At 59.4% G+C, this 17,007-nt stretch carries 11 protein-coding genes and 1 tRNA gene; 8 read left to right on the top strand and 4 right to left on the bottom strand.

All coding sequences use genetic code 11. The features are described 5' to 3' along the window. Positions 1–209 precede the first annotated feature (209 nt). The 8 genes from acpS to LK493_RS08360 all read left to right on the top strand — a co-directional run bounded on the left by acpS (position 210) and on the right by LK493_RS08360 (position 11,806). Positions 210–749, top strand: a complete 540-nt coding sequence (gene acpS, locus LK493_RS08395) for a holo-ACP synthase (RefSeq protein WP_227790711.1) — start codon at positions 210–212, stop codon at positions 747–749. Continuing rightward, positions 750–2,366, top strand: a complete 1,617-nt coding sequence (locus tag LK493_RS08390; protein WP_227790710.1) for an NAD(P)H-hydrate dehydratase — start codon at positions 750–752, stop codon at positions 2,364–2,366. Between the two features lie 2 nt (positions 2,367–2,368). Beyond that, entirely contained in the window at positions 2,369–3,514 is a 1,146-nt protein-coding gene (gene alr, locus LK493_RS08385; RefSeq protein WP_227790709.1) for an alanine racemase, read from the top strand. An 8-nt stretch (positions 3,515–3,522) separates the two neighbouring features. Then, positions 3,523–4,143, top strand: coding sequence for a uracil-DNA glycosylase (locus LK493_RS08380; protein WP_006235848.1), 621 nt, complete (start codon positions 3,523–3,525; stop codon positions 4,141–4,143). A gap of 12 nt (positions 4,144–4,155) precedes the next feature. After that, positions 4,156–4,662 carry a tRNA (adenosine(37)-N6)-threonylcarbamoyltransferase complex ATPase subunit type 1 TsaE gene (gene tsaE, locus LK493_RS08375; RefSeq protein ID WP_006235849.1) on the top strand — a complete coding sequence of 169 codons (507 nt, stop codon included), beginning with the start codon at positions 4,156–4,158 and terminating at the stop codon, positions 4,660–4,662. After that, positions 4,649–7,033, top strand: coding sequence for a tRNA (adenosine(37)-N6)-threonylcarbamoyltransferase complex transferase subunit TsaD (tsaD, locus tag LK493_RS08370; RefSeq protein ID WP_227790708.1), 2,385 nt, complete (start codon positions 4,649–4,651; stop codon positions 7,031–7,033). The genes tsaE and tsaD overlap by 14 nt, the downstream gene beginning before the upstream one ends. Positions 7,034–7,557: 524 nt before the next feature. Then, positions 7,558–9,447, top strand: coding sequence for a carbon starvation CstA family protein (locus LK493_RS08365; protein WP_227790707.1), 1,890 nt, complete (start codon positions 7,558–7,560; stop codon positions 9,445–9,447). Between the two features lie 184 nt (positions 9,448–9,631). Then, entirely contained in the window at positions 9,632–11,806 is a 2,175-nt protein-coding gene (locus tag LK493_RS08360; RefSeq protein ID WP_227790706.1) for a hypothetical protein, read from the top strand. Positions 11,807–12,152: 346 nt separating this feature from the next. Here the strand turns inward: LK493_RS08360 and LK493_RS08355 are convergent. The 4 genes from LK493_RS08355 to LK493_RS08340 form a co-directional block, all read right to left on the bottom strand. Next, positions 12,153–12,224 (bottom strand) — tRNA-Gln (locus LK493_RS08355). A gap of 38 nt (positions 12,225–12,262) precedes the next feature. After that, on the bottom strand, positions 12,263–13,168 hold the full coding sequence (locus LK493_RS08350; RefSeq protein ID WP_022094145.1) for a peptidoglycan-binding domain-containing protein: 906 nt from the start codon (positions 13,166–13,168) through the stop codon (positions 12,263–12,265). A 138-nt stretch (positions 13,169–13,306) separates the two neighbouring features. After that, complete coding sequence (locus tag LK493_RS08345) at positions 13,307–14,320, bottom strand: polyprenyl synthetase family protein (protein WP_227790705.1); 1,014 nt, start codon at positions 14,318–14,320, stop codon at positions 13,307–13,309. A gap of 125 nt (positions 14,321–14,445) precedes the next feature. Beyond that, positions 14,446–16,896 carry a PTS transporter subunit EIIC gene (locus LK493_RS08340; protein ID WP_227790704.1) on the bottom strand — a complete coding sequence of 817 codons (2,451 nt, stop codon included), beginning with the start codon at positions 16,894–16,896 and terminating at the stop codon, positions 14,446–14,448. Positions 16,897–17,007 lie beyond the last annotated feature (111 nt).

The following is a 17,007-nucleotide window of genomic DNA, read 5'->3' as shown; positions in this document are numbered from 1 at the left end:
GGGTCAGCCCGTGGGAGGCCAGGGCGCCGCTGACCGGTGGACGGCACCGAGCCGTCATCGAACTTAGAAGGGGGAGGCCTCGCGGCCTCCCCCTTTTTTTGCGTTTACGGGCTTTTGTCTCACATAGTAGCTGTGTTTTATAACCCTCGTTTGTCGCATCTTCTGCGAACGGGCTACAATAACTTAGTCTGTGCGATCTGGAGGTGAACATGGCTGAAGCTGGTATCGGCGTTGATATCGTCGAGATTTCCCGCATGAAATCAATTCTTGAAAAGACGCCGTCGTTTGCTCGGCGTGTGTTTACCGAAGAAGAGCGTGCGTATTGCGATGCATCATCGCGTCCCGCTGCTCACTATGCGAGCCGCTTTGCTTCGCGCGAGGCGGTACTTAAAGCTCTCGGCACGGGTTTTAGTCAAGGCGTGGGTCGCAAGGATGTTTCGGTTACGCGTGATAAACTCGGCAAACCGAAGGCGCTGCTTTCGGGCTGTGCTCTCGAGATCGCTCAAGAACTGGGTGTTGTTGAGGTCGCTCTTTCCATTACGCTTACAGGAGACTTGGCCGTTGCGAATGCCATCGCGATTACCGAAGATGCTCGGCCTAAGCCAAAAGAGGAAAAGGTGAGCACCAAGAAACGCGTAGCGCAGACATTTAAAGAGGCTCGCTCTGTTTTAGATGAGCTTGAGCAGCTGCAGAATTCAGCATTGACGGAGCACCTGGGCGATGCTTCGCAAGATACGCTAGGAGCATAGATGAAACCGGTTTTGAGTACCGAAGAAGTCGTTCGTCTCGAGGATATCATCGAACGCGAAGGGACTTCGAAGGCCGAGCTTATGGAGCTAGCGGGTGAGTTTGCCGCCAACGAGGTCTTGAAGCTCAATCCCGATCGGGTTCTCGTTCTGGTCGGTTTTGGTAATAATGGCGGTGACGGTTGGGTTGCCGCCGATATCCTGAGCCATAAGGGTGTGGACGTGGATATCGTTTCTCCGGTTGAGCCGGATGAGATTCCTGCTGCTCTGGCACGTCATGTTGCTCGTCGTACTGCCGGCCGCGATGTGCACGTTTGCGTCGGCCCCTCGCGTGACGAACTCGAGGTTTTGATCGATAAGGCCGATGTTGTTGTCGATGCCATTTTTGGTACCGGTTTCCACGGAAATCTGCGTGCGCCGTTCTCCATCTGGATTCCTACGGTCAATGAATGCGCCGATTGTGTCGTATCCATTGATGTTCCCTCGGGCCTGAATGCCGAGACGGGCGTTGTTGATGACGACTGCATTCGTGCCGAGCATACGGTGACGATGATTGCGCCCAAGATTGGTCTGTATAGCGCTGATGGTCCTGAGTATGCTGGCGATTTGATCTGCGGCAATCTTTACGACCGTCTTGACGAGGTCATCGATGATGTCGACCACGCCGCCGAGATTGTCGAGCCCGGTGACTTAGTTGATTACTTTGCCCCACTACCTACGAATATCGATAAGTATTCCCGTGGCTCTGTGCTTATTGTCGCCGGATCTGCGCAATATCCTGGTGCTGCCATTATGGCGGCCAAGTCTGCAGCTCGCGCGGGTGCTGGTTACGTGGCAGTCGCGGCTCCTGACGCCTGCGCCAATCTTATTCGCATGGCACTTCCTTCGATTCCCGTCTTTGCTATTCCGTCTGATTCCCGCGGCTCCTTTGGCGCCGCTGCGCGCATGACTGTGTGCGAGATTGCAAAGAAGTACAGCTGTGTACTGTGCGGTCCCGGTATTACGACATCTGCCGGCGCTATGCAGGTGGTTTCGGGCTTGCTCGAGCTTGATGTGCCGCTTATCTTGGACGCCGATGCACTCAACTGCCTTGCTAAGATTGCCATTGACGGTATTGATAGTAATCCCGAGATGTATCGTCGCGAACAGCCGTTGGTTATGACGCCGCACTATCGTGAGCTTTCGCGTCTGGTTGCCGGTGACGAGGTGAACGACCTTGGTACCGCGATTGCGGCCGCGCAGAAGGTTGTCTGGGCTGCAGGCTCCGACAATCTGGTGGTCATTGCCAAGGGGCCGACGACGGCTATCTGTGGCGTTGAGCGTGTGCTGCTGCCGCTCTCGGGTCCGGCTTCTCTGGCAACTGCCGGTTCGGGTGATGTTCTCGCGGGTATTTTGGCCGGCACGCTTGCCACCATGCGCGACGAGATGGATCGTTGGGAGTTGCTGTATTCGTACGCCGTCGCACTTCACAGCTACGCCGGTTTTGCCGCGGCGACGGAGTATGGTGAGAAGAGCGTCATCGCGACCGATCTTATCGACTTGATCGGTCCTGCCATGGAACTGGCGGCAAAGGATGCGCTCGAAGATCTGGGAATCATGGACGAAGGGTCGGATGACTAATCATGAATAAAGCCGATTTGACGCGCTGGTCCTGGGTCGAGATCGACCGCGGGGCGCTCCGTCGCAACACGAGGGCCTATAAGAACTTGCTGAATCCACGTCAGCGCCTGTGCTGCGTGGTCAAGGCCGATGCTTATGGTCATGGAGCTGTTGAGTGCGCCAAGATCATGTATTCGGCCGGTGCCGACATGTTTGCCGTGGCGACGGTTAACGAGGGCGTTGAGCTCCGACAGAGCGGGATTACGAAACCCATCCTCATCCTAAGCGAGCCGCCTATCGAGGCCATTCCGACGTTGCTCGAGTTTGATATCATGCCTTCGGTCTATACGTCTGACTTTGCTCTTGCGTATGGCGAATGCGCCGTCGCGGCGGGCAAAGTGGGCAAGTATCATCTCGCCATCGAGACGGGCATGAATCGTATCGGCGTTCACTACACACAGGTGCTCGACTTTGTCCGCGGTATAAATTTCCATCGCGGTATTCAGTGCGACGGCGTATTTACGCACTTCGCCACGGCCGATGAACCTTCGGGCTGGGACTACAAGCTGCAGTGTCAGCGCTTTACCGAGGCCGTTCAGGCCATTAAGGATGCGGGTTTTGAGTGCGGTATCGTGCACTGCGCCAACACGCCGTCCTCGATGCTCGACCCCTCGATGCATTTTGATATGATTCGCGCCGGCGTTGGCTTGTATGGCATGCAGCCGTGCGAGCTGAGTGGCCGCGTGATGCAGCTTGATCCCGTTATGAGCGTCCATGCGCGCGTGACGCGCGTGGCACACCCTGCGATGGGTGAGGGCGTGGGCTACGGTTTTACCTACCGCGTACCGCGTACGCGCGTTCAGATCTGTACGCTGCCGATCGGTTATGCCGACGGCCTATCGCGTACACTTTCCAATCGTATGGATGTGCTGTATCGCGGCGAGCGCGTGCATCAGGTTGGCAATATCTGCATGGACCAGTTTATGGTCGCCATTCAGTCCAACCCGGCACACGAGATTCCCGAGGCCGAGTATGGTGACGAGATGATCATTGTCGGCCGCGATGGCGATGCCGAGATCACTATGGACGAGATGGCCCGACTGCGCGGAACGATTAACTACGAGGTCGCCTGCGGCTTTGGCATGCGTCTCGACAAGGTCTACGTGTAGGAGCCGCTATGGGCGTCATGCACATCCCCGGCCATACCCATCAGGCACCACGTGAGGTCGCACTCGAGGAAATTGAGGCCGTTTTGGGCGATTGTCACCTCTGCCAGCTCTACCAGTCGCGTCACAATATCGTGTTTGGCGTGGGAAACCCCCGCGCTCGCGTGATGTTTATTGGTGAGGCGCCGGGTCGCAACGAGGATTTGCAGGGCGAGCCCTTTGTGGGGGCGGCAGGCGAGGATCTCAACGGCATTTTGTCGCTGGCGGGGCTCAAACGCGAAGACGTCTACATTGCCAACGTGCTTAAGTGCCGCCCGCCGGGAAACCGCAATCCGCGTCCCGAGGAAGTGCTGGCTTGCTCGCCGTTTTTGCGTGAGCAGATTCGAAGCATCTGGCCTGATATTATCGTGACGCTCGGCAACCCCGCGACGCACTTTGTGCTTAAGACCGAGATTGGCATTACTAAGCTGCGCGGCAGGTTCCACCAGATGGGGCATTTTGTAGTAATGCCCACTTTTCATCCGGCAGCAGCGCTGCGCAATCCGGCGTGGCAGGAGCTGCTGGAGGAAGACTTTAAGATGCTGGGCGATTATCTGGAGCGACATCCCGCACCAGAGGACGCCTCGGAATAATAAGGAGCATATATGTCCCTGGAGCGCCTGGGGGTAGGTACTTACAAAACGACTTGCGCTGCCGATACGGAGTACTTTGGCGAGCTAATTGCACCGTGCCTTGAGGACGGCGATGTGCTCATCCTGACCGGTGGCCTGGGAGTGGGCAAAACTCACTTTACCAAGGGCGTCTCGCGCGGGCTGGGCGATGGGCATATGGTTACGAGTCCTACGTTTGCGCTCATGGCCGTTCACGATCAAGGTCGTATTCCGCTGTTTCACTTTGATCTATACCGCCTGGAGCATGCCTACGAGCTCGAGGATACGGGCATTTTCGATGTGCTGGGCTATGAGGGTGCTTGCCTGCTGGAATGGGGCGAACAATTCCAGGACGAGCTGACGGATGAGTATCTTTCGGTGACGCTCAAGCGTGATGAGGGCGACAGCGATGTGCGAACGATAACGCTTGAGGCGCACGGTGACCGCGCAATGGAGCTTTCCCATTTGATTGATAAGGCTGTACAAGATGAGCTTGCATAACGACAACGCGCTGGTGGTGGCGCTCGATACCTCGACCGACATGCTTGCCTGCGCGGCAAGCTGGATTGATGGGCAGACGGGCGAGACGAAGCTCGTGAGTGGCGACCACATGTGTCGCCGTCACGCCAACGTTGAGCTCGTGAATACCGTTGATGGCGTGCTGGCTCAAGCCGGTCTGGATCGCAGCGATGTTGGTTGCTATGTGGTCGGTCGCGGCCCGGGGTCCTTTACGGGTGTGCGCATCGGCATCTCCACTGCCAAGGGCCTCGCGCGTGGTGCCAATGTTCCGCTGCTGGGCGTGTCGACGCTCGACGCTTGCGCTTGGACGGCGTGGAAGGCTGGCGTGCGCGGCAAGCTTGGTATCTTGGCCGATGCTATGCGCGGTGAGGTATATCCGGCGCTGTATATGCTGGTTGATGAGGGTCCCGAGCGTCAATTTGAGCGCGAACACGTGGTCAAGGCCGCCGTGGCGCTCGATGAGTGGCGCCGAGCAGCGGACTGGGACCAGGTTCAGCTGACCGGTGACGGTCTCGTGCGCTATGGCAAGCTGCTGGGTGAGGACGAGACCGCCCGCTGCGTGGAGCGCGACCTGTGGTGGCCTTCGGGCGAGGGCTTGCTGCTCGCGCACGCTGCGGGTGACGGCGATCCGGCCCGCGTCCTGCCGATTTACACGCGCCTTTCGGATGCCGAGGAAAACGAGCGCAAGCGTCTTGGTCTTGCCGAGAGTGCGCAGAGCGGAATTACGGGCGTTGCCGATGAGCTCGCCGGTCGTCATCTGCAGTTCCGTCCCATGGGCGCGGCGGATGCCGAGGGCGCGAGCGCGCTGGAGGCTGCCTGCTTTGAAGGTGCCGGACACGAGGCGTGGACGCCGGGCATGTTCCTGTCCGAACTGGGCGAGGACGTCGCTGCGCCGCGTAGTTGGTGGGTGGCACACGACGACGGCAAGCTACTGGGCCTTGCCGGCGGTATGGTCGTGGACGGTGATGTGCAGATTCTGGATGTCGCCGTCGACCCGGCACATCGCCGTGAGGGCATTGCCCGCAAGCTGCTGTCGCATGTGAGCTATGATGCCCAGATGCTCGGCTGCACCACGGCTTCGCTCGAGGTCGAGGACGGCAACGAGGGAGCGATTGCGCTCTATAACGCTCTGGGCTTTACCGAGGCTGGCCGTCGCCGCGGCTACTATGGTGCCGGCAAGGACGCCATCGTCATGACGGCCCCGCTGCCCCTGGTGCTTCCGGTCGACAATGCTTCGCCCGAGCCGACGGCGGCAGAGCAGCGCGTGTGGCCGCTGCCTGCGCCTGGGCGCTCCGAGGGGGAGCGTGCCGAAATTGAGCGCCGCCGCCTAGTGCTCGCTATCGAGAGCTCCTGCGACGAGACGGCCGTGGCGATTATCGATGCGGATGGCAATATGCTGGCCAACCAGGTGTCGACGCAGATTGATTTTCACGCCCGCTTTGGCGGCGTGGTGCCCGAGATCGCCTCGCGCAAACACGTCGAGGTGATTGTGAGTGTCGTGGATGCGGCGCTCGAGGATGCCGCAGCATCGCTTGGTCTTGAGGATGGAGCCATTGCCCCCAGCGAGCTTGCCGCCGTGGGCGTGACACAGGGTCCGGGCCTGGTGGGCGCGCTCGTGGTTGGCGTCGCCTTCGCCAAGGGCTTTGCCTACGCTGCTGGCAAGCCGCTCGTGTGCGTCAACCATCTTGAGGGTCATCTGTTTGCCAACTTGCTGGCGCAGCCCGACCTCAAGCCGCCGTTCATCTTCACGCTTGTCTCGGGCGGGCACACCATGCTCGTGCACGTGAAGGCGTGGGGCGACTACGAGGTGCTCGGTGAGACGCTCGACGACGCCGTGGGCGAGGCCTTCGACAAGGTGGCCAAGGCGCTGGGCCTGGGCTATCCCGGTGGCCCCATCATCTCTAAGCTGGCCGAGACGGGCAACCCCAAGGCGATCGATTTCCCCCGTGCGCTTAACAGCAGAGGAGACTATCGCTTCTCGCTTTCGGGCCTTAAAACCGCTGTGACGCTCTACATTGAACAGGAGACCAAGGCCGGTCGCACGATTCACCTGCCCGATCTGGCGGCTTCGTTTGAGGCGGCGGTCTTTGACGTGCAGTACAAGAAGGCCAAAAACGCCCTGCACGCCACCGGGTGCAAGGAGTATTGCATCGGCGGTGGTGTCTCGGCTAATCCGCATCTGCGCGAGATGATGATCAAGAAGCTCGGGCGTCAGGGGATCCGCGTGACGGTGCCGCCCTTGTCTGCCTGCACCGATAACGCTGCCATGATCGCGGAGGTCGCCCGCCGTAAATTCGACCGAGGTGAAATCTCGCCGTTCGACGTCGATGCCGATCCGAACATGACGCTGTAGCTGGTACGGCGCGGTCCCCGGACGGAGGGGCCGGATATAAGGTTTCCTGCTCTACAGTCCTGCGCAAGACGAAGGCCACATTAAGTGGCCTTCTTTGCGTGCGGAACTCGCGATAAAGTTCATATGCGCCGCCCGGCTCCCGCGGCTCTCAGGGGCATCTCTCATGCAAAAACTGTCGTGGGGTAAAGTCTGAGGTCAGTGGCGTTTTATACCGAGAAATTCAAAAAAAGTTGAAAATTCATTACATGTTTGCGTTGACTTTAGGTAACTAAAGTTTCATACTCCTTTTCAACCACTGGGGGATGTGAACACGCACGGATCGTTCACATCATGATTGAAGAGGATTTCTTAGACATGTTCACGCATCAGCTAAACATTATCAGCGTAGTAATTATCTGATGCGGGTTAGCACATACAGCTAGCCCGTACGATAACGGGCGGCTGATGAAGATGAGGGCCGTCGAGCGCAACCGACGGCCCTCATTTTTTATGTCTGGGAAGTTCTTTTTAGAGGAGGAAATGTAATGAACGGAGTTTTGCTCATGGTTGTGGCCGCGGCGGTGCTCGCTTGCGGCTATCTGGGCTATGGCCGATGGCTGGCCAACAAGTGGGGCGTTGACAAAGAGGCCCTCACGCCGGCCAAGCGCATGAAGGACGGCAACAGCTTCTCGCCCGTCTCCGCCTTTACCGCGTTCTCGCACCAGTTCAGCTCGATCTGCGGTGCCGGCCCTGTCACGGGTACGATCGTCGCCATGGCCTTCGGCTGGCTTCCCGTCGTGCTCTGGGTCCTCGTCGGCGGCATCTTCTTTGGCGCCGTCCACGACTTTGGCGCCCTGTACGCCTCGATGAAGAACAACGGCAAGTCCCTGGCCCAGCTCATCGAGAAGTACATCGGCAAGACCGGCCGTCGCCTGTTCCTGCTGTTCTGCTGGCTGTTCTGCATCATCGTCATCGCCGCTTTCACCGACATGGTCTGCAAGACGTTCATGTTCACCCCGGCCGTTGACGCTTCTGGTGCTGCTACCGGTGCCATCGACTTCACCAAGTCCTATGCCGCCGGCTGCGCTGGTACCATCTCCATCCTGTTCACCTTCGTCGCTATCGCCTTTGGTTGGGCCCAGAAGAAGTTCAACCTCACCGGCGCTGCCGAGTTCGTCACCGGCGTGGTCCTCATGGTTCTCATGTTCGCCGTCGGTATGCAGTTCCCGGTCTACCTGGACAAGTTCCAGTGGTTCGCCGTCGTCATGGTCTACCTGGTCTTCGCTGGCGCTATGCCCATCCAGATGCTCAAGACCCCGCGTGACTACCTCACTTCCATCATGATGATCGTCATGATCGTCTGCGCTGTCCTCGGCATCGTCGTCCTGGGCGTCAACGGTCAGGCCACTATCACCGCTCCGGTCTTCACCGGCTTCTCCACTGCTTCCGGCATGATGTTCCCGGTCCTGTTCGTCTCCGTCGCTTGCGGTGCTCTCTCCGGTTTCCACAGCCTCGTTTCTTCCGGCACCTCCTCCAAGCAGGTCGAGAAGGAGCAGGACGCCGTCAAGGTCGGTTACGGCGCCATGATCGTCGAGTCCTTCGTCGGCATCCTTGCCATCATCGTCGCCGGCATCATGTTCTCCGACATGAACACCGCCGGTACCGGCGCCCTTAACGCCGGCGTCGCTTCCACCCCGTTCCAGATCTTCGCCGCCGGCATCTCCCGCGGTATGCAGGCTTTCGGCGTTGACGGCACGCTCGCAACCGTCTTCATGACTATGAACGTTTCTGCTCTGGCCCTGACCTCGCTCGATGCCGTCGCCCGCATCGCTCGTACCTCGTTCTCCGAGTTCTTTGCCCAGACCAACGACGCCCTAGCCATCGAGTCCAAGGCCGGCTACATGAAGGTCCTCGGCAATCCCTGGTTCGCCACGGTCGTTACCCTGCTTCCTGGTCTCGCCCTCGCCTTTGGCGGCTATGCCAACATCTGGCCGCTCTTTGGTGCTTCTAACCAGCTGCTCGGCGGTATGACCATGATCACCCTCGCCGTGTTCTGCAAGTGCACCGGCCGCAAGGGTTGGATGCTCTACGTGCCCGTCGTCTTCCTGCTCTGCTGCACCTTCACCTCGCTGGTCCAGAGCGCCATGGGCTGCATGACCGCCGTCCAGGCCTACGGCTTCTTCGGCACCATCCCGGCTACCGCCACCACGGCTGCTGTCTCCGTCGCCGCCACCAAGGGCCTGCAGCTCGTCTTCGCCGTCCTGCTGATGGTCCTGGGCCTTATCGTTGCCGTCAACTGCCTCAAGGAGTTCTTCGGCAAGGAGGCCGGTTCCATGCCCGACGAGGAGCCCGAGTGGTCCGAGATGGGCAAGGCCGAGTATGGCCGCACTGCTGCTGCCGATGCTCCCGCCGACGCCGAGGCCGCCAAGGCCTAATCGGCCTGACGAGTTGAGCGTCACATCTATATGACTCGGAAAGACCGGGTCCGCGACTTCGCGGGCTCGGTCCTTTTTTCATGCAAAAGCTGGTGACGCTCGAGTGTTCTCGCAGATGTTTTGCGTGGATAAGGGCGTGCGTTGTACCATATAAACGTATATGTGTACATATGAAAGGGGCCCCGTGGCCAAGACGGTATATTCCGATAACCAAAATAATGTCGATGCCCTGGCTGAACGTCTGAGCAGCCAGACGTCGCTTTCTGCCGAGCGTGCCAAGCTGGTTGCCTACGACCTGCTCTGCCGCAAGGCGCTCAAGATTAAGTCGAGTGCGCTGGCGCAGATTTTCCGCTCCGTCGATAAGGAATGTGACACCAAGGCGATGCGCGATGAGCTTATCGCGGCAAAAATCGTGACAAAGATCGAGGGTAGCGGCATTAACGGGCGCCCGGCGTTCTATACCATCAATGCCGAGATCAGCGATGTCCAGGAACAACCTACCGAGTCCGTCGAAGACTTTGTCGTCGAGGATTCTGCTGACGTGCCTGCTGTGGAAGAAGTTGCTCCGCGCGAGCATGTCGATACCGATGAGTTGCTCGATGAGAACGTCGTGCGTGCCTTTACGGCCAAGGCAGGACGCGGCGGTTTTGGTGGGGGTGGCAAGCGCGATGCGCAGCGCCGCGCCCAGCAGGAGCGCTTCCGTCGCGCCGTTGCTCAAAAGGGCGAGACGGATGCTGAGGCTGTTGAGACCGAGGTTGCTGCCGAGTCGCAGAAGCCCGCGAGGGAGCAAAAGCCCGTGGAGGCCCAAGAGCCCAAGCGTCGTCGCGGTGCTCACTTTAAGACTGCACAGCAGGATGCCGCGCGTGAGGTTGAAGAGTCTTCTGAGGTTGCAGACGATGTTGAGGAGTCTGCCAAGAAGGCTCCGGGTTCATGCCGTCCCGGACGTGGTTTTGCGGGGCGCGCGTATCCCGTAAGGCATCAGGAGAAGAGCGAGCCGGCTTCGACCACTCAGGACGAGAAGGCCGTTGAGGCGGCGGCTCGCGAACAGAAGCCTGCTGAGCCGCAGCTTGAGGTTGATGCCGAGGCCAAGGGCCAGCAGCCTACTGATGAGCAGGCGGAGCAGGGCGCGTCGAGCAAGCCTCGCCGCCGTCGCCATCGTGGGGGCCGCAGTTCCCATGCCGAGACTGCAGCCGAGAAGACCATGCCACAGGACGAGGATGCGAAGGTCGAGGTTTCTTCGGGGCAGCCTAAGCGCCAGCCGGCGAAGGAGAGCAAGTCCGATCGTCCGCAGAAGCAGGCGCCTATGCCGAAGCGCGAGCGCAATTCCCAAGGCGATTCTAAGCGCAAGTCTCAGAAGAAGCCGGAGTCTACCGCAGTAGATACTGCTGCCCAGCAGCCCGAGTCGGCAGTCCACGGCGAGGTCTCGGCGTTTGCCCTTGCCCGCGTTTTAGGCAGGCAGCTGCTCAAAGTTGTCCCTACGCCCACGGCGCTCTCTAAGATCAAGGAGCAGCAGACACAGATCGTAAAGGTCGAGGGCAAGGACGGCAAAAAGGCTCCGCAACGCACTCAGCACAACGAGATGTCCAACCGCAAGATTGCCGAGGAAATCGCAATCATCCAGGCTTGGATCGAGCAGAACCGAGGTGCCGATACGCCGGTTGCCTCGCGCCGCCAGCGTGCCTACCAGATCTTTAATGACGAGAAGGCTTTTGACGGCAAGCACGGTGAGCGCCTGATCAGGCGTATGACCGAAAAGGGCATCAGCATGCAGGCGATCAAGGTCGCCCCCAATCGCCCCGTGCACTTTACGGGCTTCTTTACGCTGGGTGCCGACAAGCCGTTCATTATGGTCGAGAACCTGGACACCTATGACGAGATCGTCAAGCTCCTGCGCGGACGCAAACATGCCAAGCTCTTTGGTACCAAGGTGGGCGGCGTGATTTTTGGCGGCGGCTGCAAGGCGAGCGTCTCGCACGCACTGGATGATTATCTGGCCGAGATTGGCTATCGCTTTAACTACGTCTACTACGTAGGCGATATCGATCGCGAGGGCGCGCGCATCGTCGAGCAGACTCGCAATGCCAATGTGGTTGAGATTCGCCTGCATGCCGGCATGTATCGCGCTATGCTCGCCGAGCATAAGCGTCGCGTGAAGGCCGGCGGAGAGTGCGAGCCCGCGGCTGCCAACCAGGGTGTGCCGCAGAACCTGGCAGCGACGATCAAGGATCTGCCCATGGTCACGCGCGTGCAGTTCCGCAATGTGCTGCGCGAGGGCGGGCGCATTCCGCAGGAGATTCTGATGACCGCCGACTATCGGGATGGCGACTCGGGAAGCTTCGACCGCATGCTCAACAACTAGGGCGTTCGGCCCCGGGAGAGCGGGGACACCGGCTTAGGTTTCCTGCTCTACAGTCCTGCTCACGACGGAGGCCACATTAAGTGGCCTCCTGTTCGTGCGGAACTCGCGATAAACCTAAGCCGGTGTCCCCGCTCTCCCGGGGCCTGTGGTTACCTGGTTGTTGCATGCGGCTCGCTTTTCGGAACGGGGCTGATATTTTCTTGATGTTAGGCGCTCTTGGTCCTAATGGGCTTGGGGCGCCTTCGCGTTTCCTCAGCTCCGCACCCTTGCGGGTTCGAATTCCTCCGCTTGCCCACAAGAAAGCGCTCCAGGTTCATAAGGGCCTGGAGCGCTGTGTTCTTAAGGGCTGGGACGGAGGGATTCGAACCCCCAACAGCCGGCACCAAAAACCGGAGTTCTACCGTTGAACTACGTCCCAATGTGTGGTGTTGCCCAAAAGCAACTCGTTTAGTTTACCTAATCTGCGAGGGCATCGCAAACGCCATCGAGCAGGCGTACGGCGAGTGTCTGCGCGTCGCTGGCCGTGAAAGTGCCGTTGTAGCGCGTCATGCCCGTGAGCTCAATGCGAATGCGAGCCGGCTTCTGCTGCGCGGCGACATTGGCAGTGCGGATGCGCTGGGCCAGGTTGTGACACTCGGCGAGGGCAATCGTGGCGCGCGGTGCGGCGTCGGCGGGCAGCTCGTCGCTTGCGATTTCGAGCACCAGGTCAACGTCGGTTGGGACCTCGGAGTCGCAGAGCATCATGCCGCTGTTGTCGGTCGTTGCCGTGGCGATATTCCACATGCGCGACGCAACACTGCGCGCGATGGGGTCCTCGCCGATAACGGCAATCTGGAAGCGCTCGAGCACGTTGGCGGCGCGAGCAAAACCGATGCGGGACTCGGCTTCGGTGACCGAGGGCTTGCCCTCCCACACATGGTGCAGGCGGTTGATGTAGGCGTAGGTGTCCTGGAAGGCCATGCCGTCGGCAAACAGGCCGACATTTTCCTGGAACTGCTGCAGGGCGGCCTCGGTATGCGGACCAAAGTAGCCGTCGTCTTCGCCACAGGCAAAGCCCAAAACGTTGAGAGCGCGCTGCAGGGCCTGCACATCGGCGCCATGGAAATTGGGCATGCGCAGATAGAGGGTGCGGTCGCCCAGCTTATACGAAGCGTCTACAAGGGCGCTCCAACAGGGGATATCGACGGCATGACCGGCAGCAAGGCCGCTGTCGAGCCTGAAGGTGCTGACGGCCTGCTCAGTGGTGGCTCCAAAGTACTTGTCGGTGACTTCGGCGGCATCAATCGTGTAGCCGAGCTGCAGGAGACGAGACTGCACGTCCTCGACGGCTGCTCCTTGCATGCCCGTTGTAATAGGTTCCATGAACGAACCCCTTTCGGCGTACCATTCGTACTATTTGAGCGTCTGTCGGATAGACAACGCAAAGGGATGCATAAACATGCACTCAACAGTGTAGCAAGTTGTGCCTAAATACGCTGCTGACAGGTTTTATAACCCCCGTTAGTTAAGGCGCTCCACAAAGAAATCTGCCATGGAGAGGAACAGCTCGCGTGCGTGCGGATCAAGCTCAACGTTCTCGATGGCCGCTTTGGCCTTAGCGGTCAGGTCGAGCGCGTAAGTGTGGGCGTAATCGATGGAGCCGGTCTCCTGGAAGATCTCCACAGCGCGTGCGAGCTGCGCGGGATCATCGGTGCCCGAGGAAAGAATCGCCTTGACCTCGTCGTGGTGGCGCTCATCAGAGAGGGCGTGTACGGCGACAAGCGTGCGCTTGCCCTCGGTGATGTCGGTGCGGAAGTCCTTGTTGGCGGCTTCCTTAGTGCCGACAAGGTTGAGCAGGTCGTCCTGAATCTGAAAGGCGAGGCCTGTGTGTAGGCCAAAGGCGCGCAGCGCTTCGATTTGCTCATCGCTGCCGCCGCCGATAATGGCTCCGGCGGCAAGCGGCGTGGCTCCGCTGTAAAACGCGGTCTTGTGCGTCGCCATGTCCAGGTAGTCATCAACCGAGATATCAAAGCGCCCGTCACGGACCCAACCCAGGTCGAGCGCTTGACCCTCGATGGTGCGGACGATCATCTCGGTAAGCTCGTGGAGCACGCGCAGCTTCACGTCGGACTCCAGCGTGGGGTCGTCGAGAACCGTCTTGGTGACCATGGTGAGCGCCAGGTCGCCGCAATTGATGGCAAGGCCCGTGCCCTCGGTAAGGTGCATGCAGGGCTTGCCTCGACGAAGCTGTCCGTTGTCGGCGATGTCGTCGTGGATCAGCGCGCCCGACTGGAAATGCTCGATGGCTGCCGCGGCGCTGCGGGCGCTCTCAAAGCTACCGCCCACTGCGGTTGCGGCGAGCATACAGATAAGCGGGCGGTGGCGCTTGCCGGCGTTGGCCGTAAAAGCCGAGAGCGGCGCATACAGGTAGCGCTCGATATCGGCAGAGGTCGCCTGTCCGTCAAAGAACGTGGCCAGATAGTCGTTAATCTGGTCAAAGTGCTGGGCTAAAAAGCTGGTAAACGGACTGGACACGGGTTCTCGCATTCTTTCTGAGGTTGCGTTGATGCAATATGCAGACAACATATTGCCACATTAGGGCGTTTGGCGCGGCAGTTTTGGCGATTTGGGACCACGGGCGTGCGTTTGATGGAGCGCGCCTAAATCAGCCCAAAATGCTCGAGCGCCGCAACGACACCGTCGTGATCGACGGTGTCGGTCACGTAATCGGCCTTATCCTTTAGATAGTCCGGCGCATTGCCCATGGCGATACCGACATCGACGGCGTTCATCAGCGAGACGTCATTGCTGGCGTCGCCGATGCCGTATACGGTTCCGTGGTGGGGATCGAGGGCGTCGAGTACAGACTGGATGCCCCCGCGCTTCGTGCATTCGCGGGGCGAGATTTCGGTTACCTCGAGTTCGAGCTCGTTAAAGCACAGCAGCGGCTCAAGTGCCTTATCTTGAGCGATGTGGTTGGCGAGTGATGTAGACATCAAGATCTTGTAGACACTGTAATGGTGCAGCTGCGTGACTGCGTCGCCCAGGGTGCGCGCGTATCCGGGAGCATCGGGCGCATCGGCACTCATGCGCACGACGCCGTTGAGGCCCTCAAAGCGGATGACCTCGCCCGATTGCTCAAGGTAGGGGGCAAGACGCTGCAGCATACTGGGCGTCATCGACAGATCGCGAATTGCGTGTCCGTTGATCTCGGCGTAACCGCCCGCAAGACAGACGATGCCGGTCCAAGGCAGCTCAAGAAGTTTGGGGTGGATGCAGCTCAGGGTGCGTCCCGTGCAGATAAAGGCCATGTTGCCGTTGGCGACAAACTCGCGGATTGCCTGCGAAACCGCCTCGTTGGGATAGGGGGAGAGGTCCCGCTCGTCTTCGGGAAGGTCTTGGGCGAGCCTGGGGTCTTGCCAGGCGAGCGTTCCGTCGATATCGAAGAAGCAAATATCGCCGCGCTTATGGGCTGCGCTGGCGGCAGGGGAGGCCGAGGTGGCGGGCACAAATTCCGGCTCGAGGCCCATGATCTGGTCAAAATGCTCTTTAACGCGGGGAACGGAGATGCCGATGATCACCTGGGCGGTCTTGCCCGTAATGATGAGGCCCTTGGCGCCCACCGCGACAAACGACGCGTTATCTGCAACGATGGAAGGGTCTGCGACCTCGACGCGCAGGCGCGTGGCGCAGTTGGTTGCGCCCACGATATTGCCAACGCCACCTAAAAGCTGAATTACCCGCTCAGCGAGGACGTGATCTTGATCGGATCGACTATTGACCTCGTCATTGGGAGATTGCTCTTTGGCAAAGTCGCTTCCCGTTAAACAATCGATTGCCGCGCGATTGGCGACATGATCCTCGCGGCCCGGAGTCTTAAGGTCATAGACCAAGATGAGTGCTCGAAAACTAACAAAAAAGATGAGGCTAAAGGCAAGGCCGATACCGAGCGCCAAAAGATAGGCACCGGCATGCGTGCGCATGAGCGGAATAAAGTTGAAGGCTGCCATCTCCATCAGGCCGCCCGAGAAGATGCCGACGATGCCAAAGAGATTCATGGTTGTGGCAAGGCAAGACGATAAGACGGCGTAGAGCAAAAAGAGCCCGGGGTGGGTGAACATAAAGAGAAATTCGAGTGGCTCGGTAACGCCGCAAACCACCGAGGCGACGATGGCGGGCAAAAGGATGACCTTAAGGCCGGCGCGGCGCTCGGGTTTTGCGGTGGAGTAGAACGCAGCTGCGATGGCAGGAAGGCCAAAGAGCTTGACCCAGCCGGTGGCGGTAAAACCGGCCCACGGCGCAAGCTCATTAAGGGGGCGCGTGCTATGGGAGAGGATGGGGAGCAAGCTGCTCCACGTGGCGTAGATGCCGTCGTTAATGACCAGGTTGTCGTAGTAGATCGGCATGTAGAGCAGGTGGTGCAGGCCAAAGGGCTCGAGTGCTCGTTCTAAAAAGACAAAGATGCCCACGCCAAAGGGACCGACGCCTGCAAGCGCGTGACGCAGCGTATCGGTTACATCGTATACGTAGGGCACGATGGCGGCCGAGATAGCGGCAAGGGCAAACACGGCAAAAAAGCTGATGAGGTAGACCAGTGAGGAGCCCGAGAAGGTACCGAGCCAATCGGGAACCTTGGCATCGTAGAAGCGGTCATGGATGGCGACGACGGTTGCCGATACCGCCAGCGGGCCGATAATGCCGGTGTCGAGCGTCTTGATGCCGTCGATGATGGTGATGCCGCTAGCGGAGGTCAAAGACGACGGGTACTTAAGTCCAAGATTGTCTCCGCTCAGCTTAATGATTTCGCTCAAAAAGAAGCAATAGGCAAAATAGGCCACGAGTGCCTCGAGGCAGCAACGTGCCGGTTGCTTTTGGGCAAGGCCGATGGGCAGCGCTACAGCAAAAAGGAGCGGAAGGCGCTTAAAGACCGTCCACGAGCCGCGCTGGATGATGGTCCAAAAAACATACCAAGGGGTTCCGTATACGGCGAGATCGCCGACGATGTCCGCAGTCGTTGCGAGAGCGGAGACGCCGACCATGAGGCCTGATATAGAAAACAGCATGGCGGGCGCGAACATTGCCCCGCCAAAGCGTTGGATTTTTTGCAGCATGTTCTGCCTCCCGAATATCGAGGTGCGTTGCGGGTGGTGAAACGTTTAAACAATGGATTCATTGTAGAGGACCGGACGATTGTCGTGCCGGCAGTTTTGAGTGAAACCGAT

It is taken from the genome of Collinsella aerofaciens (genome assembly GCF_020709435.1).
In the GTDB taxonomy this organism is placed as follows: domain Bacteria; phylum Actinomycetota; class Coriobacteriia; order Coriobacteriales; family Coriobacteriaceae; genus Collinsella; species Collinsella aerofaciens_AU.
This window is presented reverse-complemented; position numbering and strand designations above follow the sequence as displayed.

Bases quoted from the DNA above. Each gene is read 5' to 3' on its own strand.
- acpS (WP_227790711.1), top strand. From the start codon at position 210: ATGGCTGAAGCTGGTATCGGCGTTGATATCGTCGAGATTTCCCGCATG.
- LK493_RS08390 (WP_227790710.1), top strand. From the start codon at position 750: ATGAAACCGGTTTTGAGTACCGAAGAAGTCGTTCGTCTCGAGGATATC.
- alr (WP_227790709.1), top strand. From the start codon at position 2,369: ATGAATAAAGCCGATTTGACGCGCTGGTCCTGGGTCGAGATCGACCGC.
- LK493_RS08380 (WP_006235848.1), top strand. From the start codon at position 3,523: ATGGGCGTCATGCACATCCCCGGCCATACCCATCAGGCACCACGTGAG.
- tsaE (WP_006235849.1), top strand. From the start codon at position 4,156: ATGTCCCTGGAGCGCCTGGGGGTAGGTACTTACAAAACGACTTGCGCT.
- tsaD (WP_227790708.1), top strand. From the start codon at position 4,649: ATGAGCTTGCATAACGACAACGCGCTGGTGGTGGCGCTCGATACCTCG.
- LK493_RS08365 (WP_227790707.1), top strand. From the start codon at position 7,558: ATGAACGGAGTTTTGCTCATGGTTGTGGCCGCGGCGGTGCTCGCTTGC.
- LK493_RS08350 (WP_022094145.1), bottom strand. From the start codon at position 13,168: ATGGAACCTATTACAACGGGCATGCAAGGAGCAGCCGTCGAGGACGTG.
- LK493_RS08340 (WP_227790704.1), bottom strand. From the start codon at position 16,896: ATGCTGCAAAAAATCCAACGCTTTGGCGGGGCAATGTTCGCGCCCGCC.